We start from the raw sequence: 25,599 nt of genomic DNA on the forward strand, positions 1-25,599 counted from the left end.
AACGGCAGCATGGTCGATTGCAACTGCCGGATCTGAGGATAACCCTGTGAATGCTTCACAGATTGCGGTAATCCCCATGACTCAGCGCACTCCAGACCACATCATCCATAAAGATAAAGACTCCGGTCCAACCTCCCCGGGAGATGCCATGAAAAGCGTGCTGAGAGTGCTGCGCGGCGAAGCCTTGGCGACACCGCCCGTATGGCTGATGCGACAGGCCGGGAGGTATCTGCCCGAGTACCGCGCCACGCGCGCCAAAGCGGGTTCGTTCCTCGATTTGTGCTACACGCCGGAGCTGGCCGAGGAAGTCACCTTGCAGCCGATCCGTCGATACGGCTTCGACGCAGCGATCCTGTTCGCCGACATCCTGCTCGTTCCGCAGGCGATGGGGCTCGAACTTTCCTTCGTCGAAGGCGAAGGACCACGGCTGCGCTGGCCCGATGGCAACCGCGACCCGGGCCGCCTGCGCCCGGTCGACGAGGTCGACGAGAAGCTCGCTCCCGTTTACGAGACCGTGCGCCGGCTGTCCGCCTCACTGCCCGCGGAGACGACGCTGATCGGCTTTGCCGGCGCGCCCTGGACGGTTGCCACCTACATGGCGGCAGGCCGCGGGACGCCCGACCAGGGTCCGGCACGGCGCTGGATGTTCTCGGACCCCAACGGGTTCGTCGCCATGATCGACCGCGTGACCGATGCGACGATCCATTATCTGTCGCGCCAGATCGACGCTGGCGCCGAGGTGGTGAAGATCTTCGACAGCTGGGCGGGTGCCCTGACGCCGCCGATGTTCGAGCGGTTCGCGATCCGGCCCGTCACGCGGATCGTTGCCGAGCTCGCGGCGCGCCATCCCGGCATTCCGGTCATCGGGTTCCCGAGGGGTGCGGGGGCGCTCTATCGGGACTTCGCGCGGGAGTCGGGCGTTCAGGCGGTGGCGCTCGATGCGCAGGTGCCGCTCGGCTGGGCGCGCGAGGCCCTTGGCGGCGTGGCACTGCAGGGAAATCTCGATCCGATGCTGATGGTCGTGGGCGGCGACGCCCTGCGCCACGAGGCGCGGCGGATCCGGGACGCGATGGCAGGGCATCCGCATATCTTCAACCTTGGCCACGGCATCACGCCGGATGCCGACCCTGCGAATGTCGACATTCTCCTCGAGGCTATCCGGGGCTGAAGGCGGCATCATGATCTGGGACTTCCTTGCCAGCGCCTACCCCTGGACGAAATCGCTCCACGTGATCTCGGTCATCGCGTGGATGGCGGGACTCTTCTACCTGCCCAGGCTTTTCGTCTACCACGCCGAACGGGCGTCGCCGGGCTCGGAGCTCGAGGCCACGTTGATCGTGATGGAGCGCAAGCTACTGAAGCTAATCATAAATCCGGCGGGCGTCGCGTCCTGGATGTTCGGCCTTGCGCTGGTCTTCACGCCCGGAATCATCGACTGGTCCTCGGACATCTGGGCGCATGTGAAGGCGGTCCTCGTGATCGCGATGACCGTCTTCTACCACATGCTCGTCAGATGGCAGCGCGCCTTCGAGCAGGGTCGCAACGGGCATCCGGGCCGGTATTTCCGGCTGATGAACGAGGTGCCGACCCTGCTGATGGTCGGTATCGTGGTGATGGTGATCGTCAAGCCGTTCTGACGCGCGTGCGCGCGGCATCGACGATTGACAAGCCCGAAACAGTTCCCATATAGGCCCTCAACAGGCGGTTTCATGTCGCCTTGGCGAGCGCCCAACCCTCCCCCGGGGCGCAAATTTGCCTTTCGCATCCCCGACCGCCGTTCCACGCTTCCGGACGAGATCCCATGAGCCAGCAAAGATTATCCGACCTCAAGGCGAAGTCGCCCACCGAGCTTCTTGCGCTGGCCGAGGAGCTCGAGGTCGAGAACGCCTCGGCCATGCGCAAGCAGGACATGATGTTCGCCATCCTCAAGGAGATGGCCGAGCGCGACGTCGAGATCATCGGCTCAGGCGTCCTCGAGGTGCTGCAGGACGGCTTCGGCTTCCTGCGCTCGCCCGAGGCGAACTACCTGCCCGGCCCCGACGACATCTATATCGGGCCGAACCAGATCCGACGCTTTGCGCTGCGCACCGGCGATACCGTCGAGGGACCGATCCGCGCGCCCAAGGATGGCGAGCGCTACTTTGCGCTTCTCAAGGTCAACACGATCAATTTCGAGGACCCGGAGCAGGCGCGGCACAAGGTCCATTTCGACAACCTGACGCCGCTCTATCCTGATCAGCGTTTCAAGATGGAAATCGAGGATCCCACCATCAAGGATCGCTCGGCCCGGATCATCGACCTGGTGGCACCGATCGGCAAGGGCCAGCGCTGTCTGATCGTGGCTCCGCCGCGGACCGGCAAGACGGTGCTCCTGCAGAACATCGCCCATTCGATCGAGCGCAATCACCCGGAGTGCTACCTGATCGTGCTGCTGATCGACGAGCGGCCCGAGGAAGTCACCGACATGCAGCGCTCGGTCAAGGGCGAGGTGGTGTCCTCGACCTTCGACGAGCCGGCAACCCGCCACGTCGCGGTGGCCGAGATGGTGATCGAGAAGGCCAAGCGCCTGGTCGAGCATGGCCGCGACGTCGTGATCCTGCTCGACTCGATCACCCGGCTGGGCCGCGCCTACAACACGGTGGTCCCGAGTTCCGGCAAGGTCCTGACGGGCGGCGTCGATGCCAATGCCCTGCAACGCCCGAAGCGCTTTTTCGGTGCTGCACGCAATATCGAGGAAGGCGGCTCGCTCACCATCATCTCGACCGCGCTGATCGATACCGGCAGCCGCATGGATGAGGTGATCTTCGAGGAGTTCAAGGGCACCGGTAACTCCGAGATCGTGCTGGACCGCAAGGTGGCCGACAAGCGCGTCTACCCGGCGATGGACATCCTCAAGTCCGGCACCCGCAAGGAGGATCTGCTGGTCTCGAAGACCGATCTCACCAAGATGTTCGTCCTGCGGCGGATCCTGAACCCGATGGGCACGACGGATGCCATCGAGTTCCTGCTCTCGAAGCTCAAGCAGACGAAGACGAACGCCGAGTTCTTCGACTCGATGAACGCCTGAGGCGCGCCCCCGGGGCCTGCCCCGGGGACACGCCGCGGCCCTCAGGGCCGCAGGATCAGCGAGCCGGTCGTCTTGCGCCCCTGCAAGTCCTTGTGCGCCTGCACAGCGTCCTTGAGGGCATAGACGGTGGGCGGTGCAATCTTCACTACTCCCGACTGCAGGACGGAGAAGTAGTCGTCCGCGGCGTCCTGCAGCGCCTGTTCGGTCGCCGTGTAATGCACCAGCGTCGGCCGCGTGACGAACAGCGAGCCCTTGGCTGCGAGGATGCCCAGATCGACCCCCTGCACTGGGCCCGAGGCATTGCCGAAGCTCACCATGAGCCCGCGCATCTGCAGCGAGTCGAGCGAGGCGAGCCAGGTGTCCTTGCCGACCCCGTCATAGACCACCCGGACGCCCTTGCCGCCGGTGATCTCGCGGACTTGCGGCGCGACCTCGCCGGCGCGGTAGTCGATCACGTGGTCTGCACCCAACGCCTTGGCGATATTGCACTTTTCATCACCGCCAGCGGTTGCGATGACCGTGGTGCCAAGGTGTTTCAGCCACTGGATCGCGATCTGGCCGACACCGCCCGCGCCCGCATGGAACAGCACCGTGTCTTCGGGCCCGCAGCGATGGATCTGGCGGATCAGGTACTGCACCGTCAGGCCCTTAAGCATGCTCGCCGCAATAATGTCGCTGGAAAGCCCGTCCGGCACTTTCACGCAACGATCGGCCTTGATCACATGCGCTTGCGCATACGCGCCCACCGGCCCCGAGCAATAGGACACGCGGTCGCCCGGCCGCACGCGAGTCACGCCGCCGCCGACCGCCTCGACCACGCCGGCGGCCTCAAGCCCGATGCCGCTCGGCAGCGGGATGGCGTAGAGCCCGGTGCGGTGATAGGTGTCGATGAAGTTGACGCCGATCGCATCGTGGCGCACGAGGATCTCTCCGTCGCCGGGAACGGGCGTCTCCCAACTCGTGTAGGACATCTCCTCGGGGCCGCCGAAAGCGGCGATCCGGATCCCCTGGACCTCTGCCATCTCTTTTCTCCGTCTGGCTGTTCTCGGGCGCCAGAGGATGCTATTCGGCGCACCGCGGTCAAGGAGCGAATGCAGCTTTGGTGTCCCACATGCTCGATTGCGCCACGATCTTCGCACTCGCGACCCCGCCGGGGGTCGGCGGCATCGCGGTGCTGCGTCTGTCCGGCAGCAAGGCGGATGATGCGCTTCGTGCGATGACGGGGGCACCACTGCCGGCGCTGCGGGTGGCGACGGTTCGGCGGCTGGTGGACGAGGCGGGCGGGATACTCGACGAGGCCCTCGTGCTCAGGTTCGCGGAGGGGGCCAGCTTCACTGGCGAGCCGATGGTCGAGATCCATTGCCATGGCGGGCGGGCGGTCGTTGCCGCGGTCCATGCCCGTCTTTCGCGGATCGCGGGCCTGCGGCCGGCCGAGGCGGGCGAGTTCACGCGCCGGGCACTGCTCAACGGCCGGCTGGACCTTGCCGAGGTCGAGGCGCTTGGCGATCTGCTCTCGGCCGAGACCGAACGACAGCGCCAGTTCGCGGCATCGGGTGTCGCGGGGTCGGTTCACCGGCGCGCCGAGGCGTGGCGAGTGGCCCTGCTCGATATCCTCGCGCAGGTCGAGATCACGATCGACTGGGCGGACGAGGACGTGCCACAGGAGCTCTCGCCCGCACTCGATGAGGCTCTCGGGCGGATGGTGGGTGAACTCGAGGCGGAATTGTCCGCGTCGGTCGGGCTGGAGCGGCTGCGTGAGGGTTTCGAGGTTGCGGTGGTGGGTGCGCCGAACTGTGGGAAATCAAGCTTTATCAATCACTTGGCGGGCCGCGAGGCGGCAATCACGTCGCCGCATCCGGGAACGACGCGTGATGTGATCGAGTTGCGATACGATCTTCGCGGTTTGCCTGTCACGTTTCTCGACATGGCGGGGCTTCGCGCGACCGATGACGATGTCGAGCGGATCGGAGTCGAGAAGGCCATGGCGCGTGCCGGCGCTGCGGATTTGCGGCTGCATTTCCGCACGGAGGACGCGATGGGTGATGGTGCCGCCGCACGGCTTTGGCAGGAGGGCGATCTGACGGTCTGGACGAAGTCCGACCTTGCGACCGGGCCCGGAGACCATTGCATCTCGACGCTGGATGGTGAGGGGGTTGCGGACCTCCTGACCGATGTCTTTGAGCGGCTTTCGGCGCGGGTTCCTGCCGATGGCGTGACAAGCCACGCACGGCAGCGAGGGTCGCTAACCGACTGCCGCGATGCGTTGTGCCGCGCGCGTGAGGGACTATCCTCGGCGGCGGCGGAGATCGTTGCGGAAGACCTGCGAGCGGCCCTGTTGTCGCTGGGCCAGCTCGTCGGGAGGTCGGGTGTCGAGGAGATGCTGGATCGTGTTTTCGTCTCGTTCTGTGTCGGGAAATAGGAGTGTTTCACGTGAAACAATCTGAGACCGACGTCGTCGTCGTCGGCGGAGGCCATGCGGGCACCGAAGCCGCACTTGCCGCTGCCCGAGCGGGAGCACGCGTGACCCTGGTCACACACCGTTTCGACCGGATCGGCGAGATGTCGTGCAATCCGGCCATCGGGGGGCTCGGCAAAGGCCACCTCGTGCGCGAGATCGACGCCTTCGATGGCCTGATGGGCCGCGCGGCAGACGCCGCCGGCATCCAGTTCCGGCTGCTGAACCGGCGCAAGGGTCCCGCCGTGCAGGGGCCGCGGGCGCAGTGCGACCGGGGGCTCTACCGGCGCTTCGCCCAGGACGCGGTGGCCGCGGCGCCCGGCGTGGCGGTCGTCGAGGGCGAGGTCGTTGAGCTTCTCGCCGTGTCGGGGCGACTCGCGGGCGTCCGGCTTGGCGGGGGTGGGGAGATCGCCTGCCGTGCCGTGGTTCTCACCACCGGCACCTTTCTCCGGGGCGTGATCCATGTCGGGACCGAGAGCCGTCCGGCTGGGCGCATTGGCGACCCGGCATCTAACCGGCTCGCGGCGATGATCCGTGATCTCGGACTGCCGGTGGGCCGCCTCAAGACCGGAACGCCCCCCCGGCTCGACCGGAGAACCATCGACCACGCACAGCTCGAGGCCCAGCCAGGCGACGAGGAGCCCTCCTTTTTCTCTTTCCTCACCATGGGGTTGCAGGCGCCTCAGGTGCCGTGCCACATCACCCATACAAACTCGCGCACGCACGAGATCATCCGCGAAAACCTGGGCCGGTCGGCGATGTATTCCGGACGGATCGAGGGCGTTGGACCGCGCTACTGCCCCTCGATCGAGGACAAGGTGGCCCGGTTCGCCGACAAGCCGTCGCACCAGATCTTCCTCGAACCCGAGGGCGTCGACGACCATACCGTCTATCCGAACGGCATCTCCACCTCGCTGCCTGTCGACGTGCAGGAGGCCTATGTGCGGAGCATTTCGGGTCTCGAACACGCCGTGATCCTTCAGCCGGGCTATGCGGTCGAGTACGACTACATCGACCCCCGGGCGCTTGCGCGCAGCCTTGAGGTCAAGGCCCTGCCGGGGCTGTTCCTCGCCGGTCAGATCAACGGGACCACCGGCTACGAGGAGGCCGCCGCCCAGGGCTTGGTGGCGGGGCTCAACGCGGCGGCAGCATGCCTTGGGCGTCCGCCGCTGATCCTTGAGCGGGACGAGGCCTATATCGGGGTACTGATCGACGATCTCGTGACGCAGGGCGTGTCCGAGCCCTATCGGATGTTCACGTCGCGCGCCGAGTATCGGCTCAGCCTGCGGGCTGACAATGCCGACCAGCGGCTGACACCCCGGGCGATTGCGGCCGGTTGCGTGTCGAACGACCGGCGTGCGGCGTTCGAGGCGAAGCGGGAGCGGCTCGAGGCTGGGCGCCGGATCTGCGCCGAGCTTTCGGCGACGCCGTCGGCGCTTTCCGCGCACGGGATCGCGGTCAACCGAGACGGGCTGCGCCGCGACGTCCATGCGCTGCTCGCCTTCCCGGGTGTCGATCTCGCGCAGCTTGCGCGGGTCTGGCCGGCGCTTGGCGCGCTCGACCCCGAGACCGCGCGGCAGATCGAGCGCGAGGCGATCTACCGCAGCTACGAGGAGCGCCAGCGGGCGGAGGCGGCGCGACTGCGTGCCGAGCAGGGCCGCGCTCTTCCGCCGGACCTCGAGTACGCGGCGATCCCGGGCCTCTCGTCCGAGCTTCGCTCGAAGCTGGAACGAGTGAGGCCGGAGACGCTGGGCCAAGCCTCGCGGATCGAGGGGATGACACCGGCCGCGCTTGCGCTTCTCCTCGCCATCACGGCGCAGGATGGGCGGCGGAGGCGGGTGTGACGCCGGAGGAGTTTTCGGCAGTCTTCGGTGTTTCACGTGAAACACTCGAACGGCTCTCCCGATACGAAGCCCTTCTGCGGCAATGGAATTCGCGCATCAACCTGGTGGCGCGGGCGTCTCTCGGGGATGTCTGGGCTCGGCATATGGCCGATTCGGCGCAACTGACCGACCTTGCGCCTGCGGGTGTGGCGCTCTGGGTCGACATGGGCTCGGGCGCGGGATTTCCGGGCCTCGTGGTCGCGGCTGTCCTTGCGGAACGATCCCCTGCGGCGCATGTCGCCCTGATCGAGAGCGACACGCGGAAATGCGCCTTTCTGGCCCGAGCGGCGTCTGCGATGGACGTCGCGGTGACCATCCAGAACTGTCGCATCGAGACGGCGCCGCCCCGCGCGGCCGACGTGATCTCGGCCCGCGCCCTCGCGCCGCTCGACACGCTGCTGCGGCTCGCCGAACGATTCCGGGGGCCGCGCACCTGCCTGCTCTTTCCCAAGGGCCGATCGGTGGAAAGCGAATTGACCGAGGCCCGGGCGCATTGGCATATTGAGGCCCGTCTTCATCCGAGCAGGACCGATCCCTCGGGGCGGATCGTTAAAATCCACGATTACTCTGCGCGTCGCTGACAACCGAGGAATGCCGGCATGGGCTCTCGACGGATCATCGCCATTGCCAACCAGAAGGGCGGCGTCGGCAAGACGACGACGGCCATCAACCTGGGTGCCGCCCTCGCGATGGCGGGCAAGTCGGTCCTGATGGTCGATCTTGACCCTCAGGGTAACGCCTCGACAGGTCTGGGTCTGCTCGCATCGCGCCGCGAGACGACGGTCTACGAGGTCCTGACCGGCGAGGCCGACCTTGCCGCCGCCGCCGCGCCGACTCCGGTCGAAGGGTTGTCGATCATTCCGGGCAGCGGCAATCTCTCGGGCCTGGATGTCGAACTCGCGGATCAGGCGGATCGAAGCGAGCGCTTGCGGCGAGCGCTCGATGACGGCGAGTCCCTGGCAAACTATGACTATATATTGATAGATTGCCCACCATCTCTCAACATATTGACAGTTAACGCCATGGTCGCCGCCGACTCGATCCTCGTCCCGCTGCAATGCGAGTTCTTCGCGCTCGAGGGTGTGAGCCAGCTCCTCAGCACCATTCGGCGCATTCAGCAGAAGATCAACCCAAGGTTGCGGATGGAGGGCATCGTTCTGACGATGTACGACCGGCGCAACAATCTCTCGGCGCAGGTCGCTCAGGATGTGCGCGAGAACCTGGGCGATACCGTGTTCCGGACCATCGTGCCGCGCAATGTCCGGCTGTCCGAGGCGCCGAGCCACGCGCTCCCGGTGCTGCTTTACGACCCGGAATGCGCCGGCAGCCTGTCCTACCGCCAGCTTGCCGAGGAACTGATCCGGCGCAACGCCGCCAGCGCCGCGGCCTGAGGAGAGACCCATGAAGAAGCCCGACCGCAAGAGCCTCGGACGCGGCCTGTCGGCATTGCTCGGCGACATCGAGGCGGCCGAGGTCCCGGTCGGCCCGCAGGACACCGCACCGCGCGGGGGAGGCGCGGCTGAGCCGGGCACGGTCGAGACCGGCAGTATGGCCGAGCGCGCCGTGACCAGCGCCCCGATCGAGCGGATCCACCCCAATCCGGACCAGCCGCGCCGCGACTTCCGCGAGGAGGATCTTGCCGAGCTCGCCGCGTCGATCCGCGAGCGCGGCATCATCCAGCCGGTGATCGTGCGCCCCCATCCCGCGCGTCCCGGCGAGTTCCAGATCGTCGCGGGCGAGCGGCGCTGGCGAGCGGCGCAGCGCGCGCAGCTTCACCGGCTGCCGGTCGTGGTGCGCGACTTCGACGACCGCACGGTTCTCGAGGTCGCCGTGATCGAGAACGTCCAGCGCGCCGATCTCAACCCGGTGGAGGAAGCTCAGGGTTATTCGCAGCTGCTCGATCGCTATGGCCACACGCAGGACGAGCTCGCCCGAATCGTGGGCAAGAGCCGGAGCCATCTTGCCAACATCCTGCGCCTGCTCGCCCTCCCGCCCGAGGTGCTCGATCTCCTGCGCAAGGGCGAGCTGAGCGCGGGACATGCGCGCGCGCTGATCAACGCCCCCGATCCGGTCGGGCTCGCCCGCCGCGCGGTCGCCGCGGGTCTCACCGTGCGCGACGTCGAGAAGCTGGTGCGCGAGGCGAGCGCCGCACCCCGCCGCGCCCGCCCCCGCACGGGCCGCGCGGCAGGCGAGAAGGACGCCGACACCCGGCTGCTCGAAGGCGATCTCTCGGCCGCGACCGGCATGCGGGTGACGATCGAGCATGTCGGAGACGGATCTGGAGAGGTGCGCATCCGCTACCGCGATCTCGACGATCTCGATCGCCTGTGCCAGCGGCTGACCGGCTAGGGCCGCGGCGAGGGGCTCAGCGGCGCGCGCCCATCATCGCGATCCGAATGAGACAGCGCTCGACCAGCGCCCGGTCGGGCCGCGCGCCGGGCGAGCGCAAGGTCCTGTCGGTGTCCTGCAACAGCCGCAGGGCCGCCTCGGCCCGGCTTGCGGGCCAGTTCGCCACCTGCCGCGCCAGCGCCGTGCGGCGCGGTCCGAAGACCGGCGGGCGTAGCCGCGCGAGCGCGGCGTCGAGCCCGTCCGGCGCGCTCGCGAGCGTGAGGATCTGCCGGAACATCCGCCCGGCGGCGATCAGGATCTGCACCGGGCCGCCGCCGCCGGCGGCGACGCGGTCGTAGAGGGCGACCACGTCCTCCGCCCGGCCTCCTGCCACCGCGTCGATCAGTCGGTCGATTTCGGCATCGCTCGCCGCGGGGAGCAGGGCAAGCACCGCCTCGGCCGGCAAGGGCGCGCTCGCCGAAGCACCATAGAGCGCGATCGTCTCGACGAGCTGCGCCATCTGCGCGCGGTCGAGCTCCTGCGCCGCCGAGGCGAGCGCGGTCTCGGCCTCGCGCGTGACGCCCGCCGAGAGACCGGCGCGCTGCAGCGCCGCGCTCAGCTCGGCGGGGTCTGGCGGATCGGGGTAGAGGCCGCAGGCGGCCGCGACGCGGCTCGCCTCGAACAGCTTCCGCAGGCCCGAGCGGGGCGCCAACGCCCCGGCCTCGGCCACGACGAACGCATCCTCCGGCGTTGCGTCCGCCAGCACCGCCGCAATGGTGTCGGCAAGCTCGTCCCGGGCGCCCTCGATCAGCACGACCCGGCGCCCCGGAAAGAAGCCGCGCGACCGCACCGCCTCGTCGAGCGCGGCGGGATCCTTCCGAACGGCGCCGCCATCGAGGCGGGTCACGCGCATCTCGTCGCCTTCCGACAGCGCGGCGACGATTTCGCGCCGCGCCACCGAGACGGTCGCGGCATCCGGCCCGAACAACAGCGCCGCCGCCAGCCGCATGTCGGGGGTCCGGCAGAAACTCGCGCTGTCGCGGCCCGAGAGCTTCACGTCACGACTGCGCCGCCGCCTCGATCTGCGCGGCCTGCGCCTGGATCCGGCGGGCGATCCGCTCGCCGAGGTCCTGCGCCACGCGCCGCTCGATGTCGCGCTGCGTGGTGCGCGAGGCATAGAGCGAGGCGGTTGAATCATAACCCGATTCCGTGACGATCCGGTCGGCGAGCACCGGCTCGGCCACCCCGTCGCGGTAGAGGCGGAAGTCGGCCACGGCCTGCACGCGGATGCGCGTGATCGTGTTGTCCTGCGCGACCAGAAGCCCGCTCTCGGTCACGGCGGTGACGACTTCGAGCCGGTAATCCGGTTGCTGCGGCGTTCCCAGACGCTGCTCCAGCCGGTCCCTCAGGTGGAAGCTGAAGCGGTCCGTGGTCTGCGGAAGGGCGATACGCCCGCGCATCTCCGCCGCCCCGCCGCCCTCGGCCAGCATGGGACGAAAGCAGCCGGGCAACAGCGCGAGCGCAGCCCCAAGTGCGATGAGGCGTCTGCGATCACATGACGACATTGACGATCCGTCCCGGCACCACGATCACCTTCTTCGGCGGGCGGCCCTCAAGGTAGCGCTGAACGTCCGGCAGCGCGAGCGCCAATCCCTCGATGGTGGGCGCATCGGCCTCGCGTTCGACTTCTATCTCGGCGCGCTTCTTGCCGTTGATCTGCACGGGCAGGGTGATGCGCTCGTCGCGCGCCAGCGCGGGGTCCGCCACTGGCCAGGGCATGTCCACCAGCGGCGTCGCGTGGCCGAGGGCCTGCCACATCTCCTCGGCGAAATGCGGCGTCATCGGCGTCATCAACCGCGCCAGCGTCTCGAAGGCCTCGCGCCGGGCAAAGTCGATGTCCTCGCCCGCGCTCTCCGCCTTCTGGATGGCGTTGGCGAGCTCGTAGATCCGCGCCACCGCCTTGTTGAAGGTGAAGCCCTCGATGTCCCGCGTGACGCCCGCGATGGCCTTGTGGGTGGCGCGGCGCAGCGCCTCGGCCTCGGCTCCGATGGCTGCCGGCTCGGCCGTGCCCCGCGGCGCGATCGACGCCGCCGTGAGCATCCGCCAGATCCGCTGCAGGAAGCGCCAGGCCCCCTCGACGCCCGCGGTCGTCCACTCGACATCGCGCTCCGGCGGGCTGTCCGAGAGCATGAACCAGCGCGCCGTGTCGGCGCCGAACTGCTCGATGATCGCCTCGGGGTCGATGACGTTCTTCTTGGATTTCGACATCTTGATCGAGGGGCCGATCTCGACCGGGGCCCCCGTCGCGACGAGGCGTGCGCCCTCGACCGTGCGCTCGACTTCGTCGGGCATGTGCCAGGTCCGGCGGCCGTCGGGGCGGACGGTCGCATAGGTCTCGTGCGTGACCATGCCTTGCGTGAACAGCGCCTCGAAGGGCTCGATGCACCGCTCCGGCAGGTGCCCCGTGCGGTGCATCGCCCGCGCGAAGAAGCGCGAGTACAGGAGATGCAGGATCGCGTGCTCGATGCCGCCGATATACTGGTCGACATTCATCCAGTAGCCGACATCCGCCGCGTCCGTCGGCGTCTGGGCGCGCGGCGCGGTGAAGCGCGCGTAGTACCAGGACGAGTCCACGAAGGTGTCCATCGTGTCGGTTTCGCGCCGGGCGGGCTTTCCGCAGGCCGGGCAGTCGACCTTCGTGAAGGTCGGGTGGCGGTCCAGCGGGTTGCCGGGGCGGTCGAACTCGACATCGTCCGGCAGGCGCACCGGAAGGTCAGCCTTCGGCACCGGCACGACGCCGCAGGCGTCGCAATGGATCACCGGGATCGGGCAGCCCCAGTAGCGCTGGCGGCTGATGCCCCAATCGCGCAGGCGGAAGTTCTCGACGCCGCGGCCATAGCCGTTGGCTTCGGCGTGCCGGATCGCCGCCTCGACCGCGGCCTCGCCGGTCTGGATCTCGGGCCCGGCAAAGCCGCGCACATAACGTACCGGCTCGGTCTTGGGCGGCACGTAGGCCTCGGTCCCGACCGGCTCGCCGCCCTCGCGCGGCAGGAAGACATCCTCGACCGGAAGCCCGTATTTCCGTGCGAAATCAAGGTCGCGCTGGTCATGCGCGGGGCAGCCGAAGATCGCGCCCGTGCCGTAATCCATCAGGATGAAGTTCGCGATCCAGACCGGCATCTCCCAGTTCGGGTCGAGCGGGTGGACCACCCTGATGCCGGTGTCGATGCCGCGCTTCTCGGCGGTCTCGAGCGCCTCCTCCGAGGTGCCGACGCGCCGGCATTCGGCGCAGAACGCGGCCACGTCCGGGTTGTCCTTCTCCAGCGCCCTGGCCAGCGGATGGTCGGGCGAGATCGCCGCGAAGCTCGCGCCCATCAGCGTGTCTGGCCGCGTGGTATAGACCTCCAGCCGCTCGTAGCCTTCCGGCGCCCCCTTCGTCTCGAAGGCGAATTGCAGCCCGCGGCTCTTGCCGATCCAGTTGCGCTGCATTAGGCGCACCTTCTCGGGCCATTTCGACAGCCCGTCGATCGCCGTCAGCAATTCGTCCGCCATGTCCGAGATGCGGAAGAACCACTGCGTGAGCTCGCGCCGCTCCACGGCTGCGCCCGACCGCCAGCCCTTGCCGTCGATCACCTGCTCGTTGGCCAGAACGGTCTGGTCGACGGGATCCCAGTTCACCACCGATGACTTGCGGTAGACCAGCCCGGCCGCCAGCATGTCGAGGAACATCGCCTGCTGCTGCGCGTAGTATTCGGGGTCGCAGGTCGCGATCTCGCGCGACCAGTCGAGGCTCAGGCCCATCGCCTTGAGCTGCGCGCGCATCGCCTCGATGTTCTGGTAGGTCCACGCGCCCGGATGGACGCGACGCTCCATCGCTGCGTTCTCGGCCGGCATGCCGAAGGCGTCCCAGCCCATCGGGTGCAGAACGTTGTAGCCTTGGGCGCGCTTGAAGCGGGCGATTACGTCGCCCATGGCGTAGTTGCGCACATGCCCCATGTGGATGCGGCCCGAGGGGTAGGGGAACATCTCGAGCACATAGTATTTCGGCCGGGCGGGGTCGCGCTCGACCTGGAAGGCGCCGCGCTCCTCCCAGATCCGCTGCCATTTCGGTTCCGCTTCGCGGGCGTTGTAGCGCGACATCGGCGCGATCCCTCTCGGTGTCAGACGAAAAAGCCGCGCCCGTCATACGAGGGGCGCGGCGCGAATTCAACGGAAGGCGCGCGCGGTGAGCGCCGGCGCGTGCGGGCGTCAGCCCGAAGTCGGCGTCCCGTCGGCCGCCAGTCTGAGCTGGCGCGCGCGCGTCAGGATCGCGTCCTCGAGCCGGCGCGCCGTGTCGGGGTTGACCTCGGCCGGGATCCAGGCGCCGGCCTCGCTCATCCGCTCGCGGAACACCGCGACCTTGAGCGACGAGGCCGAAAGCTCGGTGTTCAGCAGATACGCGGTGACCTTGAAGCGCTCGCCCGCGGCTTCGGGCGTCGTGCCCCAGTCGGTTGCGATCACGCCGGTGAAGGGATCGGTCGACGCCAGCGGCAGGAACGACAGCGTGTCGAGCGACGCCTGCCACAGATACTTGTTGACCGGGATCGCGCCCTTCCTCTCCGTCTCGTCGCCGCCACCGAAGATACTGTTGAGATTGTTGACGCTGAAGCCGCCCTCGCCGAACACGGAATCCGCGCGGTCGGGATTGAAATCCCGCGGCGATCCCTTTGGCCCCTCGTAGGGCTCGGCCGCCAGTTCGTTGCTGCCTGCGCCGCATCCCGCAAGCGCCACCGCGACCATGAGAGCAATGGCCAGTCGTCGTGTCATCCTGCCCCCGGAGTGTCCTGAGCCCTGAGCCCGGTTCGCGTCTCTTGAGCGGAGCGTGCCGGCCGCGCCGTCTCTAACATAGCGGAACGGGGCTGCCTAGCCGTCGGCGACCACCATCCGGCTTGTTGCCAAAATGCACCGCACTGCCTCTGCCGCTTGAGCCGCGACGCACATCTGATTGACGACATGGGGCTCCCGGGTGAGAAAAGCGAGGTGGGGCAGGCGAGCCTCCTGACAAACTCGGTGGGGAAAACCTTGCCGACTGCTGATTCTGAAACACACGTGTGGAATCGAAAGAGGGACACAATGAAGAAAGTTCTCCTCAGCACCAGCGCGATCGCGCTTGCCGGGGCGTTCGCTTCGACCGCCAGCGCGGCCGAGTGGAACGTGCGCGTCGGCGGCTACATGGAGCAGTTTGTCGCCTACGCCGACTCGAGCGTTGACGGCATCACCGGCGAGCAGCTCGGCGGCGTCGACTCGAAGCAGGACGCGGAAATCTGGTTCATCCCGTCGATCACGCTCGACAACGGCATCAAGATCGGCGCGAACATCCAGCTCGAGGGCAACACGAGCACGGACACGATCGACGAATCCTACATGTTCATCCAGGGCTCGTTCGGCGAGGTCAACCTCGGGTCCGAGAACTCGGCCGGCTACAAGATGCAGTATGCCGCGCCCGACGTGACCTTCCTGAACGTGAACTCGGGCTCGACCACCGCGTTCATCCCGTTCTCGGGCAGCGTCAGCAACAACAGCGGCACCAGCGTCGACGTCGGCGACGACATCTTCCGCGGCACGCTGGGCACCACCTACCTCGAGAACGACCGCAACAACGACGCGCAGCGCATCACCTACTACACGCCGCGCTTCGCGGGCTTCCAGGTCGGCGCGTCCTATGCGCGTGACGCGTCGCAGGACAACAACACCCAGCAGAACCTCGACAACCTGACGGGTGACTATATCGACCTCGGGGCGAACTACGTGAACTCGTTCGGCGATTTCGACATCGCCCTGTCGGCTCGCTGGGGCATCGCCTTCAACGACCGCGCCGGTCAGGATGACCCGACCGTTCTGGGCTTTGGCGCCAACTTCGGCTTCGCCGGCGTGACCGTTGGTGGTTCGTGGGCCGAGCAGAACAACTCGACCGCGGGTGGCGGATTCAATTCGCAGGACGGTACTGCGTGGGATGCCGGCATCAGCTACGAGACCGGTCCGTGGGGCTTCTCGTTCACCTACTTCCACGGCGAGAACGTCGACAACGAGAACGCGGCTCTGGGCGCGGATGAAGAGCTCGACCAGTTCCTGCTCGGCGTGAACTACACGCTGGCCAAGGGCGTCGATCTCGGTGCCTACGGCGCCTATGTCGACTTCGACGAGGACCTGAGCGACGGCGGCGTCGGCGGCGGCAACGACGTCGATGGCTTCATCATCGGCACCGGCATCAAGATCAGCTTCTGATCCTGACCCGATCTGCCAGGGATACCGGGAGGGGGGCCTTGCCCCCCTCTCTTTTTTCGTTATAGGCGTGGTCTTGTTCCATCCACCGGCAGCACGGGAGCGCGGGTCCATGCCGACCAAGAGCATCGTCTGGCTGGCGTCGTATCCGAAGTCCGGCAACACCTGGACCCGGATCTTCCTCGCCAACTACGTGTTTGCGAACGATACGCCTATCCCGATCAACGAGGTGCACCGCCTCGGCATCGGAGATTCCGTGACCGTCACGTATCGCAAGGTCGCCAAGGGCGACTTCGATCCATCCGATCACCAGCGCACGCTCGCACTGCGCGGTAAGGTCCTGCGCGGCATCGTTGCGAACGATGCCGACGTGAACTTCGTCAAGACCCACTGCATCAATGCCAAGGCATTTGGCGTCGAGCTGATCCCGCCGCATCTCACCCGCGGCGCGGTCTATATCATCCGCAACCCGCTCGACATGGTGCTCTCCTACGCGCGCCATTTCGGCAAGACGCCGGCAGACGCGGCCGCGGCAATCGCCCGCGACGACAACACCACCGTGGGCAAGAGCGATTCCGTCAAGCAGTATCTCGGGAACTGGTCGGCGCATGTCCGCTCCTGGACGCGCACCAAGGCGTTTCCTGTCCTCGTCGTGCGTTACGAGGATATGCTTGCCGATCCGGAGACGGCGTTCACCGCCCTCTTGCGCCATATCGGCTTCAGGCCCGACCCCGCGAAGGTCGAGCGCTCGATCCGCTTCTCGTCCTTCGAGGAAGTGAGCCGGCAGGAGACGGCTGCGCCTTTCATCGAGCGCTCCGACAACAGCGAGCGCTTCTTCCACACCGGCAAGGCCGACCAGTGGAAAGAGGCACTCGCGCCCGAGATCGTCGAGCGCATCCGCAAGGATCACCACGACGTCATGGCCGAATTCGGGTATCTCTGAAGGCCGCCCCGGCGCGCCGCTGCCGCGCCTGAGACCACGGAGACCGCATGCAGTCCGCGCAACGCATCATCTGGCTCGCGTCCTATCCGAAGTCGGGAAACACCTGGACGCGCGGGTTTCTCGCGAACTACTTCGCTCCAAAGAGCGAGCAGCTTGACATCAACTCGTTGCGCCGCTTCACAACGGGCGATGTTCGCCAAGACTTCTTCGACCGCGCCGCGGGGCGGCCCTTTCATGCCGCCGACTTCGACGAATGGTTGCTGACGCGGCCCAAGGCGCTGCGGCTTATCGCGCTCTCGAAGCCGCACCACCATTTCGTCAAGACCCATTCCCGTATCGAGCGGATCGGCGACATCGATCTGATCCCGCCCGAGGTAACCGCTGCTGCGATCTACATCATCCGCAATCCCTTCGACGTGGCGCAATCCTATGCACGTCACCTCGTCAGCAGCCTCGATGCGGCGATCGATCGGATGATGGACGCGCGCGCGGTGAATTACGGCCCCACGATGATCTGCGAGGTCCTCGGCAGCTGGGAGACCCATGTCCAGAGCTGGCTTAGTGCCCCCGGCCTTCCCCGCCATGTCATGCGGTACGAGGACATGGTGGCCGACCCCGAGCGCGCCTTCCGCGGCCTGCTCGGCTTCCTTCGCGCCCCGGTGAACGACGGGCAGCTCCGTCGTGCCATACGCGCGGCTTCCTTCGAGCAGCTCCGCAAGCAGGAGGAGAAGGCCGGCTTCGTCGAGCGCCCCCCGGGCATGGAGCGCTTCTTCGCCAAGGGCAAGGCCGGAAGCTGGCGCGAGGATCTCAGCCCCGCCCAGGTGGCCCGCTTGCGCGAGGCCTTCCTGCCGACGCTCGAGACCTGGTATCCCGAGCTCCTCGAGGAGACGGCAACCTTCGCGGCCGGCGCATGAGCCCGCTTGAAGACATCCGTGCCCGCATCGACGCGGCCGCCCGCGCGGCCGGTCGCGCGTCCGACGCGATCACGCTGGTCGCGGTCTCGAAGGTCCAGCCCCTCGACCGCATCGAGGCCATCCTCGCCCAGGGCCACCGCGTCTTCGGCGAAAACCGCGTTCAGGAGGCGGCCTCCAAGTGGCCGGACTTCCGCGCGCGCCATGACGGCATCGAGCTGCACCTGATCGGGCCCCTCCAGTCGAACAAGGTCCGCCAGGCGGTCGAGCTCTTCGACGTGATCGAGTCGGTCGACCGGCCAAAGCTTGCCCGCCGCCTCGCCGAAGTTATGTCCGAGACGGGCCGCCACCTGCCGGTTTTCGTCCAGGTGAACACCGGGGCCGAGCCGCAGAAGGCCGGCTGCCCGCCCGACGAGACCGAGGCGCTGGTGGCCGAATGCCGGGCGCTGGGCCTCGATGTGCGTGGCCTGATGTGCATCCCGCCAGTGGACGACGACCCGGCACCGCATTTCGCGCGGCTTGCGGCGCTAGCGCAGCGCTGCGGCCTGACCGGCATCTCCATGGGCATGAGCGGCGATTTCGAGCAGGCTATCGCGCAGGGGGCCACCCATGTCCGCGTCGGCTCGGCGCTGTTCGGCGCGCGCGCCCACGGCTGAACTCAGGCCACGGACGAAAAAACCCGGAGCCATATGCGGGGCTCCGGGTCAAGGCGGGGGCACGCAGCGGCGCACCCCCAGGGGATTCCGGTTCGCCTCAGACGAACTGCGAGCCCTTGCCGAACTCGGGATAGGCCTCCATGCCCAGCTCGGCGCTGTCGAGGCCCAGCATCTCCTCCTCCTGGCTCACGCGGATGCCCATGGTCGACTTGAGCACCGACCAGACCACCAGCGAGACCACGAAGACGAAGGCCCCGATGGCGACGATGCCCGTGAGCTGCGCCATCAGCGTCGCATCGCTGTTGCTCAGGACCACCGCGATCGTGCCCCAGATGCCAGCGACCAGGTGAACCGGGATGGCGCCCACGACGTCGTCGATCTTGAACTTGTCGAGCATCGGCACCGCGAACACCACCAGCGCGCCGCCGACGCCGCCGATGATGATCGCGAGGAACTGCGTCGGCGCCAGCGGCTCGGCCGTGATCGACACGAGGCCGGCAAGAGCGCCGTTCAGCACCATGGTGAGATCGACCTTGCCATAGAGCACCTGCGTGAGCGCCAGCGCCACCAGCGCCCCCGCCGCCGCCGCGACATTGGTGTTCACGAAGATCCGGCTCACATCCGTCACGTCGCCGATCGAACCCATGGCAAGCTGCGAGCCGCCGTTGAAGCCAAACCAGCCCAGCCACAGGATGAAGGTGCCAAGCGTCGCCAGCGGCAGGTTCGAGCCGGGGATCGGGTTGACCCGCCCGTCCTTGTACTTGCCAAGCCGCGGCCCAAGGATGATCGCGCCTGCCAGCGCCGCCCAGCCGCCGGCCGAATGCACCAGCGTCGAGCCCGCGAAGTCGGCGAATCCGAGGTCGTCGAGCCAGCCGGTGCCCCACTCCCACGATGCCTCGATCGGGTAGATGAAGCCGGTGAGGATCACGGTGAAGATGAGGAAGGGCCAGAGCTTGATCCGCTCGGCCAGCGTGCCCGACACGATCGACGCGGTGGTCGCGCAGAACATCAGCTGGAAGAAGAAATCCGATCCCGCCGAGTAGCCTGCGGCAACGTCGCCGCCGCCCACCTCGTCGATCGACTTTGCGCCCAGCGCGCCGATCACGTCGCCGATGATCCAGCCCTCGCCCGGATACATCAGGTTGTAGCCGACGAGGTAGAACATGATGGCGGCAATCGAGAACAACGCCATGTTCTTGGTGCACTGCATCGCCACGTTCTTGGTGCGCACGAGGCCCGCCTCGAGCATGGCGAAGCCCGCGGCCATGAACATCACGAGGAAGCCGCCGATCAGGAACAGCAGCGTGTTGAAGATGTAGACCGAGTTCGCCGGGACCTCGGGCGAGGCCTCCTGTGCGAGCGCGGGGCCAGCGGCCAGCATCAGCGCGGATGCGGCGCCTGCGAGGGGAAGGAACTGCTTCATGGTGTTTCTCATGGCTCTCTCTGATCCCGGCGCGCTCAGAGCGCGTCTTCGTTGCGCTCGTCGGTGCGCACGCGCACCGCGGCCTCGACATTGACGACGAAGATCTTGCCGTCACCGATCTTGCCGGTGCGGGCGGTCGAGGCGATCGTCTCGACGATGCGGTCGACCTGATCGTCGACTGCGACGATCTCGATCTTGATCTTCGGCACGAAGTTCACGACGTATTCCGCGCCGCGGTAGATCTCGGTATGGCCGCTCTGACGGCCATAGCCCTTCACCTCGGAAACCATGAGCCCCTGCACACCGATCCCGGTCAGGGCCTCGCGGACTTCCTCGAGCTTGAAGGGCTTGATGACGGCAATTACGAGTTTCATCTGTCTCCCCAGCTTGCGTGTGACCGCGCGGATCACTCGTGGTGGCATATTCAAGTTGCGTGCCAGATCGGCCGCTTCGTGGCAGCAACCGGCGATTCAATGCTTCGGGGCAGAGTGATGGCGCGAGAACGGCACCTATTTCGCCTATCCAGTAATCATCTGATTAGAAATGTCTAAAAATTATGCATAAAATCAATATGTCCAGCCGCAGTCACACCCGTCCATAATCTGCCGGCCACGCGAAGCCTGCACTGGCGCGGACCCGCCAGAGGTCATATCTAGCGGGCGAAGGCCAGCGGCGGGCGAGCGAGCGCGACCCGGGGGAGACGTGGCACAGCGAGGCATGGGCAAGGACGGGCACGAGCCCAATCGGCGCAAGGGCCGCAAGTCCCGGCACCCCGACGGGGCCGATCCGGGTCCTGTCGGACGCGCCGTGCGCTTCGTGGTGCTTGGCACCGCGGGCCTCGTCTGGCGCATCCTTTGGCGGGTGGGGCTTGTCGGCGCGGCGGTGCTCGCGCTTGCGACGGGGTATTACTACAGCCAGCTTCCCGCGCCGGGCGTCCTGTTCGATGGGCGTGGTGGCGGCTCGGTCACGATGCTCGACCGTCATGGCAACGTCTTCGCGTGGCGCGGCGAGCAATATGGCGGCGAGCTGCGCGCGACCGAGGTTTCGCCGCACCTGATCCACGCCGTCGTCTCGGCCGAGGACCGCCGATTCTGGGACCATCCCGGCGTCGATGTGCGCGGACTCGCGCGCGCCATGCTGGTGAACCTGCGGGCCGGACGCGTCGTGCAGGGCGGCTCGACGCTGACGCAGCAGGTCGCCAAGAACGTCTTCCTCACCGCCGAGCGTTCGATCGAGCGCAAGCTCAAGGAAGTGCCGATGGCGCTCGCGCTAGAACTCAAATACGACAAGGAGGACATCCTCTCGATCTACCTCAACCGGGTCTATCTCGGTGCCGGCACCTTCGGCTTCGAGGCGGCGAGCCAGCGCTATTTCGGCAAGTCGGCCCGGCTCCTGAGCTCCGCCGAGGCGGCGATGCTCGCGGGCCTCTTGCGCGCGCCCTCGCGCTATGCGCCGACCTCGGACCTCGAACGCGCCCAGGGGCGGGCCAGCGTCATCATCCGGCTGATGGAGGAGGAGGGATACCTCACCCAGGCCCAGGTCACCGAGGCGCTGGCGAGCCCCGCCGAACTCAGCGCCGCGGCCGCCGCGCGCGCCGGCGGCTATTTCGCCGACTGGGTGATGGAGACCGCGCCGGGCTTCCTCGCCAAGGACACGACCGAGGACGTGACCATGGCGACGACCTTCGATCCCGAGATCCAGCGCAAGGCCGAAGCGGCGCTGGCGCGCGTGTTCGCCGAAAAGGTCAAGGAGGGGTCGACCGCCCAGGCTGCCATCGTGGTGATGAGCCGCGACGGCGCGGTGCGTGCCATCGTGGGTGGGCGCGAGCAGGGCACGGGCCAGTTCAACCGCGCCAGCCAGGCCCTGCGCCAGACTGGCAGCGCCTTCAAGCCGGTGGTCTATGCGGCGGCGCTCGAGGCCGGCTGGTCGCCGAACGACATCGTCGAGGACGCGCCGCTCACCATCGGCAACTGGTCGCCCTCGAACTACGACAACCGCTTCCGCGGGCCGATCACGCTGACCGATGCGCTGGCGAACTCGATCAACACCGTGGCGGTGCGCGTCTCCGAGCAGGTGGGCCGTGAGCGCGTCGCCGCAATGGCTACGCGCCTTGGCATCACCTCGCCGATTGCGCCGGGTCCGGCGGTCGCGCTCGGCACGTCCGAGGCCACGCTCGTCGACATGACCGGCGTTTATGCCACGATCGCGAATGCGGGGGGCTCGGCCGCGCCTTACGGCATCCGCGAGATCCGCCTTCGCGGCGAGGATCTGCCGCTGATGCGCGGCGACGCCGCGGTGGGCGAGCAGGTCATCGCGCCCCGCTCGGCGGCGCTTCTGACCTACATGATGCGCGAGGTGATCGAGGCCGGCACCGGCCGGCGTGCCCGCCTGCCGGGGCGCGAAGCCGCGGGCAAGACCGGCACGACCCAGGCCGCGCGCGATGCCTGGTTCATCGGCTTCACGGCGGATTACGTGACCGGCGTCTGGATGGGCAACGACGACAACACGCCGCTGACGGGCGTCACCGGCGGCGGGCTTCCGGCCGAGATCTGGCGCGAGGCAATGCTGGCCATCCACGAGGGGATCGAGCCGAAGCCCTTGCGCCTCGAATCCCCCGGCCCCGGCTCGCTCCTGATGGCGGGCGGCGCGAGCAGCCTCGGCGGTGCCGATACCGTGGTCGAGCGCGTCTTCAACGACGTGCTGCGCGGCCTGCTCGGCGGCGGTGGCGGCGGCGACACGCGCAGAGGCGGCGATTTCCGGCCGAACACCTCGGATCGCTGAGACAGCCGCCCCCCTTGAGCGTCAATCGAAGCGATAGGCGTGCAGGGCCCGGCCCTCGCGGCGCAGCCATTCGCGCTCGGCCCGGTGATCGGGGCGCAGCCGCTCGACCAGCGCCCAGAAGCGCGGCCCGTGGTTCATCTCGGCGAGATGCGCCGCCTCGTGCGCCGCGACGTAATCCAGCACCTCGGGCGGCGCCATGGCCAGCCGCCATGAAAAGCTGATCCGCCCCGCCGAGGAGCACGAGCCCCAGCGCGAGCGGGTGTCCCGCAGCGCCACGCCCCGCACGCTCCGGCCCAGCCGCGCGGCATGATCGTGCACGGCGGGGACCAGCGCCTCGCGCGCCCGCTCGCGCAGCCAGGCGGCGATCCGCGGCCCCGCGGCCTCGGCTCCGGCCAGCACGAGGCATCCACCCTCGAGCCGCGGCGCGCGGCGCGGGCCGTCGCGGACGACGATCACGACCGCGGCGCCCCCGACCGGCAGCAGGCAGCCCGGCGCGACCGCCACCCCCTGCGGCTGGCGGGCGAGCGCGCGTTCGAGCCAGCCGACGTGGCGCTCGAGAAATCGCTCGGCCTCGATCCGCGGCACCCCGGGCGGCAGGGTGAGGACGGCATCCTCGCCCGGCGGGCCCAGCCGAAGGGTGAACCTGCGCGCCCGCGCGCTCACATTGAGCTGCACGGTCACGGGAAGGCGCGACAGGTCGATGCGGTCTCGGCGCATGTCGGCGAGAGTGCCGCCGGCCCCCGCGCGCTTCAACCCCGGATCATCTTGCGATTGGCGCGGATGAAGTCGCGGATCTTGGGCTGGATGTGAAGCCGGAAGCGCGAGCCGTTGAACACGCCGTAATGCCCGACCTTGGGTTGGGTGTAGTGGAACTTCTTCGGCTCGGGGATGTTCTCGCAGAGCGCGATGGCGGCCTCGGTCTGGCCGCGGCCGGTGATGTCGTCCTTCTCGCCCTCGATGGTCATGAGCGCCGTGTCGCGGATCGCGCCGGGGCGGATCGGGCGGTCGCGCAGCCGCAGTTCGCCCTTCGGCAGCGAATGCTTCTGGAACACCTCGGCAACCGTCTGCAGGTAGAACTCGGCGGTGAGGTCCATCACCGCCAGATACTCGTCGTAGAAGGCGCGATGCGCCGCCGCCGAATCGCCGTCGCCGCGCACCAGGTTGCGGAACTGGTCGACATGCGCGTCGACATGGCGGTCGAGGTTCATCGACATGAAGCCCGAGAGTTGCAGGAAACCCGGATAAACCCGCCGCAGGAACCCGCGGTTAGGCCAAGGCACCATGACGATCATGTTCTTCTCGAACCACGAGATCGGCCGGGTGGTGGCCAGGCGGTTGGGCTCGGTCTGGCTTACCCGCGTGTCGATCGGGCTTCCCATCAGGATCAGCGAGGCCGGCCGCGCGGGATCGGCGTCCTCGGCCATCATCGCGGCCGAGGCCAGGCAGGGCACCCCCGGCTGGCATACCGCCATGACGGTGACGCGCTCGCCGTCCTTCGCCAGGAACCGGCAGAACTCCGAGATGTAGTCGGCGTAGTCGGCGAGATCGAAGCGCCCCTCCGACACCGGAACATCGCGCGCGTCGGTCCAGTCGGTGATGTAGACCTCATGCTCGGGCAGCATCGCCTCGACGGTGCCTCGCAGCAGCGTCGCGAAATGCCCCGACATCGGCGCGACCATCAGCACCTTTGGGTCGTTGCGGACCGCGGCCACCGTGGCATTGCGCTTGAAGTGGACCAACTGGCCGAACGGCTTCGCCAGCACCACCTCCTCGACCACCGGCACCGTCTCGCCAGAGATCTCGACGTCCTCGATGCCGAAGTCCGGCTTGCCGTAGCGCCGGGTCGCGTTCACGAACATCTCGAAGGCCGCAGCCGTGGCCCGGAAGGGCAGCGCCTCGCGCAGCGGGAAGAAGGGGTTGCGCAGCGCCTGCGAGGACATCCGGGCGGCCGTGCGCATCGGCCCCATGGCGGCATGGGTCATCTCGTATGCGTGGTAGAGCACTCCAACGTCCCCCGGATTGTGTCCGTCGCAGGATATGCGACAGTTTCTTTTATTCAGCTTACGCTTGTGGTTTCCCCCCGGCAAGCGCTTCTTCGCAACTGCACAATGGGCCGCAGCCACGCAGCGGGAGCCTCGCGGGGAATAGGCTTTGACAAGCTCCGCGGTTCTGTGGCAAGGGCGCCTTCTTCAAACGACAGTTGGTCCGTCAAAGGGGTGGTCCAGATGCCCAATCCGGAATGGGGCGTGAAGCGCACCTGCCAGAGCTGCGGCGCGCGGTTCTACGACCTCATGCGCGATCCGATCCTGTGCCCGAGCTGCGGGTCGCAGTTCGACGTCTCGACCATTGCGCGCGTCAAGCGTGGCAAGCCTGCGGCCAAGGCCGCCGTGGTTCTCGATGACGACGAGGATCTGATCGACGAGGACGAGGACGCGCTCGACGACGAGGATGCCGATCTCGACGAGGACGAGGCCGAGGAGGATCTCGTCATCGCCGATGACGATGACGAGGACGAGGTGGCCAAGCCCGCCGCTGCTGCGGCTCCCGGCGGCGACGACGACGACGTGATCGACGAGGATCTCGAGGACGAGGAGGATGATTTCGTCGCCGATGTCCTGCTCGACGACGAGGAAGACGAGGACGAGGACCTCCCGCTCGACGACGTCAAGGTCAAGGGGCCGGACGACGACTGAAGCGGCGGGGCGCGCGCGGCCCAAGATTCCGCTTGAACCGCCGCGCCCACCTCCCTATGTTCCGCGCACGCCGAAAGGCGGGGTTTCTTGGGGGCCATAGCTCAGTTGGGAGAGCGCTTGAATGGCATTCAAGAGGTCAGGGGTTCGACTCCCCTTGGCTCCACCAAGAACGCCTCTGCCGATGCCGAACAACCCGCC

General features: G+C 67.6%; 23 protein-coding genes and 1 tRNA gene. 15 read left to right on the forward strand and 9 right to left on the reverse strand.

Translation table 11 applies throughout. From position 1 onward, the window contains the following. The first annotated feature begins 148 nt into the window (after positions 1-148). From hemE to rho, 3 genes are all read left to right on the forward strand, one after another. Positions 149-1,168 carry a uroporphyrinogen decarboxylase gene (hemE, locus tag M1105_RS06575; RefSeq protein ID WP_249579676.1) on the forward strand — a complete coding sequence of 340 codons (1,020 nt, stop codon included), beginning with the start codon at positions 149-151 and terminating at the stop codon, positions 1,166-1,168. A 10-nt stretch (positions 1,169-1,178) separates the two neighbouring features. Further along, positions 1,179-1,637, forward strand: a complete 459-nt coding sequence (gene hemJ / locus M1105_RS06580; protein ID WP_249579544.1) for a protoporphyrinogen oxidase HemJ — start codon at positions 1,179-1,181, stop codon at positions 1,635-1,637. A 164-nt stretch (positions 1,638-1,801) separates the two neighbouring features. Continuing rightward, entirely contained in the window at positions 1,802-3,067 is a 1,266-nt protein-coding gene (gene rho, locus M1105_RS06585) for a transcription termination factor Rho (protein WP_249579545.1), read from the forward strand. A gap of 41 nt (positions 3,068-3,108) precedes the next feature. Here the strand turns inward: rho and M1105_RS06590 are convergent, their stop codons facing one another. Then, positions 3,109-4,089, reverse strand: a complete 981-nt coding sequence (locus tag M1105_RS06590; RefSeq protein WP_249579546.1) for a quinone oxidoreductase family protein — start codon at positions 4,087-4,089, stop codon at positions 3,109-3,111. 89 nt (positions 4,090-4,178) lie between these two features. Here M1105_RS06590 and mnmE point away from each other — a divergent pair, with 89 nt between their 5' ends. The 5 genes from mnmE to M1105_RS06615 are packed head-to-tail and all read left to right on the forward strand — an operon-like array spanning position 4,179 to position 9,754. Continuing rightward, the gene (mnmE, locus tag M1105_RS06595; RefSeq protein ID WP_249579677.1) at positions 4,179-5,486 is read left to right on the forward strand and encodes a tRNA uridine-5-carboxymethylaminomethyl(34) synthesis GTPase MnmE; all 1,308 of its coding nucleotides are present in this window, start codon (positions 4,179-4,181) and stop codon (positions 5,484-5,486) included. Continuing rightward, complete coding sequence (gene mnmG / locus M1105_RS06600; protein ID WP_406600605.1) at positions 5,483-7,366, forward strand: tRNA uridine-5-carboxymethylaminomethyl(34) synthesis enzyme MnmG; 1,884 nt, start codon at positions 5,483-5,485, stop codon at positions 7,364-7,366. The genes mnmE and mnmG overlap by 4 nt, the downstream gene beginning before the upstream one ends. Next, the gene (gene rsmG / locus M1105_RS06605) at positions 7,363-7,986 is read left to right on the forward strand and encodes a 16S rRNA (guanine(527)-N(7))-methyltransferase RsmG (RefSeq protein WP_249579548.1); all 624 of its coding nucleotides are present in this window, start codon (positions 7,363-7,365) and stop codon (positions 7,984-7,986) included. The genes mnmG and rsmG overlap by 4 nt, the downstream gene beginning before the upstream one ends. 18 nt (positions 7,987-8,004) lie before the next feature. Continuing rightward, entirely contained in the window at positions 8,005-8,796 is a 792-nt protein-coding gene (locus tag M1105_RS06610; protein ID WP_249579549.1) for a ParA family protein, read from the forward strand. Positions 8,797-8,806: 10 nt separating this feature from the next. Continuing rightward, a complete protein-coding gene (locus M1105_RS06615; RefSeq protein WP_249579550.1) occupies positions 8,807-9,754 on the forward strand; it encodes a ParB/RepB/Spo0J family partition protein in 948 nt (315 codons plus the stop codon). Positions 9,755-9,770: 16 nt separating this feature from the next. On the opposite strand, the gene holA is transcribed toward M1105_RS06615, so the two are convergent. The 4 genes from holA to M1105_RS06635 all read right to left on the reverse strand — a co-directional run bounded on the left by holA (position 9,771) and on the right by M1105_RS06635 (position 14,539). Then, positions 9,771-10,790, reverse strand: a complete 1,020-nt coding sequence (gene holA / locus M1105_RS06620) for a DNA polymerase III subunit delta (protein ID WP_249579551.1) — start codon at positions 10,788-10,790, stop codon at positions 9,771-9,773. Position 10,791: 1 nt separating this feature from the next. Beyond that, positions 10,792-11,193, reverse strand: coding sequence for an LPS assembly lipoprotein LptE (gene lptE, locus M1105_RS06625; protein ID WP_249579552.1), 402 nt, complete (start codon positions 11,191-11,193; stop codon positions 10,792-10,794). A gap of 91 nt (positions 11,194-11,284) precedes the next feature. Further along, positions 11,285-13,873 carry a leucine--tRNA ligase gene (leuS, locus tag M1105_RS06630; protein ID WP_249579553.1) on the reverse strand — a complete coding sequence of 863 codons (2,589 nt, stop codon included), beginning with the start codon at positions 13,871-13,873 and terminating at the stop codon, positions 11,285-11,287. A gap of 108 nt (positions 13,874-13,981) precedes the next feature. Then, positions 13,982-14,539 carry a DUF3576 domain-containing protein gene (locus M1105_RS06635; RefSeq protein ID WP_249579554.1) on the reverse strand — a complete coding sequence of 186 codons (558 nt, stop codon included), beginning with the start codon at positions 14,537-14,539 and terminating at the stop codon, positions 13,982-13,984. A gap of 306 nt (positions 14,540-14,845) precedes the next feature. On the opposite strand from M1105_RS06635, the gene M1105_RS06640 reads away from it, so the two are divergent. The 4 genes from M1105_RS06640 (at position 14,846) to M1105_RS06655 (ending at position 18,504) form a co-directional block, all read left to right on the forward strand. Beyond that, positions 14,846-15,997: a porin gene (locus M1105_RS06640; protein WP_249579555.1), complete on the forward strand. Its 1,152-nt coding sequence runs from the start codon at positions 14,846-14,848 to the stop codon at positions 15,995-15,997. A 109-nt stretch (positions 15,998-16,106) separates the two neighbouring features. Then, on the forward strand, positions 16,107-16,937 hold the full coding sequence (locus tag M1105_RS06645; RefSeq protein ID WP_249579556.1) for a sulfotransferase domain-containing protein: 831 nt from the start codon (positions 16,107-16,109) through the stop codon (positions 16,935-16,937). A 47-nt stretch (positions 16,938-16,984) separates the two neighbouring features. Next, a complete protein-coding gene (locus M1105_RS06650; RefSeq protein ID WP_249579557.1) occupies positions 16,985-17,851 on the forward strand; it encodes a sulfotransferase domain-containing protein in 867 nt (288 codons plus the stop codon). Further along, entirely contained in the window at positions 17,848-18,504 is a 657-nt protein-coding gene (locus M1105_RS06655; protein WP_249579558.1) for a YggS family pyridoxal phosphate-dependent enzyme, read from the forward strand. Before M1105_RS06650 ends, M1105_RS06655 begins: the two co-directional genes overlap by 4 nt. 97 nt (positions 18,505-18,601) lie before the next feature. On the opposite strand, the gene amt is transcribed toward M1105_RS06655, so the two are convergent. Further along, positions 18,602-19,939, reverse strand: coding sequence for an ammonium transporter (amt, locus tag M1105_RS06660; protein WP_249579559.1), 1,338 nt, complete (start codon positions 19,937-19,939; stop codon positions 18,602-18,604). Between the two features lie 23 nt (positions 19,940-19,962). Further along, positions 19,963-20,301, reverse strand: coding sequence for a P-II family nitrogen regulator (locus tag M1105_RS06665; RefSeq protein WP_249579560.1), 339 nt, complete (start codon positions 20,299-20,301; stop codon positions 19,963-19,965). A 328-nt stretch (positions 20,302-20,629) separates the two neighbouring features. Here M1105_RS06665 and M1105_RS06670 point away from each other — a divergent pair, with 328 nt between their 5' ends. Further along, the gene (locus M1105_RS06670) at positions 20,630-22,708 is read left to right on the forward strand and encodes a transglycosylase domain-containing protein (protein WP_249579561.1); all 2,079 of its coding nucleotides are present in this window, start codon (positions 20,630-20,632) and stop codon (positions 22,706-22,708) included. A gap of 21 nt (positions 22,709-22,729) precedes the next feature. Here the strand turns inward: M1105_RS06670 and M1105_RS06675 are convergent, their stop codons facing one another. Continuing rightward, entirely contained in the window at positions 22,730-23,425 is a 696-nt protein-coding gene (locus M1105_RS06675; RefSeq protein WP_249579562.1) for a M48 family metallopeptidase, read from the reverse strand. Positions 23,426-23,457: 32 nt separating this feature from the next. Beyond that, positions 23,458-24,711, reverse strand: a complete 1,254-nt coding sequence (locus M1105_RS06680) for a polyhydroxyalkanoate depolymerase (protein WP_249579563.1) — start codon at positions 24,709-24,711, stop codon at positions 23,458-23,460. Between the two features lie 222 nt (positions 24,712-24,933). Between M1105_RS06680 and M1105_RS06685 the strand changes: the two genes are divergently transcribed. Both M1105_RS06685 and M1105_RS06690 read left to right on the forward strand, forming a co-directional pair. Continuing rightward, positions 24,934-25,401 (forward strand): TIGR02300 family protein, encoded by a 468-nt coding sequence (locus M1105_RS06685; RefSeq protein ID WP_249579564.1) that lies wholly within the window; start codon positions 24,934-24,936, stop codon positions 25,399-25,401. Positions 25,402-25,491: 90 nt separating this feature from the next. Continuing rightward, positions 25,492-25,567: transfer RNA gene (locus M1105_RS06690), tRNA-Ala, on the forward strand. Positions 25,568-25,599: the final 32 nt, after the last annotated feature.

The organism is Thermohalobaculum sediminis, assembly GCF_023487995.1.
In the GTDB taxonomy this organism is placed as follows: Bacteria; Pseudomonadota; Alphaproteobacteria; order Rhodobacterales; family Rhodobacteraceae; genus Thermohalobaculum; species Thermohalobaculum sediminis.

What these genes read in the sequence shown, in the direction of transcription:
- M1105_RS06655 (WP_249579558.1), top strand. Translation starts at nt 17,848, where the DNA reads ATGAGCCCGCTTGAAGACATCCGTGCCCGCATCGACGCGGCCGCCCGC.
- mnmE (WP_249579677.1), top strand. Translation starts at nt 4,179, where the DNA reads ATGCTCGATTGCGCCACGATCTTCGCACTCGCGACCCCGCCGGGGGTC.
- M1105_RS06635 (WP_249579554.1), bottom strand. Translation starts at nt 14,539, where the DNA reads ATGACACGACGACTGGCCATTGCTCTCATGGTCGCGGTGGCGCTTGCG.
- lptE (WP_249579552.1), bottom strand. Translation starts at nt 11,193, where the DNA reads ATGCGCGGGCGTATCGCCCTTCCGCAGACCACGGACCGCTTCAGCTTC.
- hemJ (WP_249579544.1), top strand. Translation starts at nt 1,179, where the DNA reads ATGATCTGGGACTTCCTTGCCAGCGCCTACCCCTGGACGAAATCGCTC.
- M1105_RS06645 (WP_249579556.1), top strand. Translation starts at nt 16,107, where the DNA reads ATGCCGACCAAGAGCATCGTCTGGCTGGCGTCGTATCCGAAGTCCGGC.
- M1105_RS06640 (WP_249579555.1), top strand. Translation starts at nt 14,846, where the DNA reads ATGAAGAAAGTTCTCCTCAGCACCAGCGCGATCGCGCTTGCCGGGGCG.
- M1105_RS06590 (WP_249579546.1), bottom strand. Translation starts at nt 4,089, where the DNA reads ATGGCAGAGGTCCAGGGGATCCGGATCGCCGCTTTCGGCGGCCCCGAG.
- rho (WP_249579545.1), top strand. Translation starts at nt 1,802, where the DNA reads ATGAGCCAGCAAAGATTATCCGACCTCAAGGCGAAGTCGCCCACCGAG.
- M1105_RS06675 (WP_249579562.1), bottom strand. Translation starts at nt 23,425, where the DNA reads ATGCGCCGAGACCGCATCGACCTGTCGCGCCTTCCCGTGACCGTGCAG.
- amt (WP_249579559.1), bottom strand. Translation starts at nt 19,939, where the DNA reads ATGAGAAACACCATGAAGCAGTTCCTTCCCCTCGCAGGCGCCGCATCC.
- M1105_RS06610 (WP_249579549.1), top strand. Translation starts at nt 8,005, where the DNA reads ATGGGCTCTCGACGGATCATCGCCATTGCCAACCAGAAGGGCGGCGTC.
- hemE (WP_249579676.1), top strand. Translation starts at nt 149, where the DNA reads ATGAAAAGCGTGCTGAGAGTGCTGCGCGGCGAAGCCTTGGCGACACCG.
- leuS (WP_249579553.1), bottom strand. Translation starts at nt 13,873, where the DNA reads ATGTCGCGCTACAACGCCCGCGAAGCGGAACCGAAATGGCAGCGGATC.
- M1105_RS06615 (WP_249579550.1), top strand. Translation starts at nt 8,807, where the DNA reads ATGAAGAAGCCCGACCGCAAGAGCCTCGGACGCGGCCTGTCGGCATTG.
- M1105_RS06650 (WP_249579557.1), top strand. Translation starts at nt 16,985, where the DNA reads ATGCAGTCCGCGCAACGCATCATCTGGCTCGCGTCCTATCCGAAGTCG.
- M1105_RS06685 (WP_249579564.1), top strand. Translation starts at nt 24,934, where the DNA reads ATGCCCAATCCGGAATGGGGCGTGAAGCGCACCTGCCAGAGCTGCGGC.
- M1105_RS06665 (WP_249579560.1), bottom strand. Translation starts at nt 20,301, where the DNA reads ATGAAACTCGTAATTGCCGTCATCAAGCCCTTCAAGCTCGAGGAAGTC.